Annotated in this window: 1 protein-coding gene; it reads right to left on the bottom strand. The window is 32.9% G+C overall.

Annotated features, from left to right (window positions below; all coding sequences use genetic code 11):
- A partial coding sequence (locus ACERCF_RS12495) for a phage/plasmid replication protein, II/X family (RefSeq protein ID WP_373625789.1) occupies positions 1-940 on the bottom strand: 940 nt, incomplete at both ends.

Genomic DNA, 940 nt, shown 5'->3' on the forward strand with positions numbered 1-940 from the left:
TAATAATTCAAAATCATCTAAAGTCGGTTCTGTATACCAGTCAGGTCTTTGACAGCTAAAGTCTATTTCAACAAGTTTCATCAAAGGAATGATGTTATGCCGTTCGTGAGCTTTTAGATTTTGTAGTTGGGCTTTAGTTAAACCTACAGCCATAAGATCCTTTTCATATCTCCAAAATGTCTTACGATCCATACAGTTTGATGTTTCTCTATAGCCATCCGTAAGTAAATTTTTATAAAAACTGAATAAACGATCAGCTTTTGCATAGCTCACATTTCCTTTTGGAGTGATTGAAAAATAATTTTTCCGTAATAAACGCTGAATTTGATCTCTGTTGTAAATATTCATATTGCTTTCCCCAACAGCTTTAATAATGTCTTTGAATGCGTCTTGCCATAGGTCTTTAATCAGGCTTCTACCCTGCTCTTCGTAATCTTTCTGATAGTTAATTAAGTCAAATAAATTGCGTGGGATTTGATGTTTATCTAAATAACGTTGTTTTAATCTTGCTTCAAAACGAACACATTTTTTTGAAAATTCAATAAGATTTGGATTACTTAATACTTGAATTGAGTTTTGCAGATACTTTTTACTTGGTGATTTTTTGAAGTCGTGCTGGGCTTCTTGTAGTCTTTTTTGTACTTCATTACCTTTTAGATAAACTTTTAAAATACGGTGTTCTGAACCTGAATTCCATTCTGCCGTTGTGTCATATTCTTTGTTATGTCTTGTGCGACGTGTTTGTCCTAAATGGATATTTTGGAAAAAAGAGATAAGTTGTTTTTGGATAGATTCTGAATCAATATGAGCTGAAAAAGTTACATCAATCCAATCAACTGACGTTTGTTCTATATCAACCATTTCATAAAGCTCTGGCATTGCTTTGATGAATGAACTCAACATTACAAAAGCACAGATTTCTAGGTCAGTTGAGCCGAAA

The sequence above is a fragment of the Mannheimia kashgarensis genome, from assembly GCF_041807705.1.
In the GTDB taxonomy this organism is placed as follows: domain Bacteria; phylum Pseudomonadota; class Gammaproteobacteria; order Enterobacterales; family Pasteurellaceae; genus Mannheimia.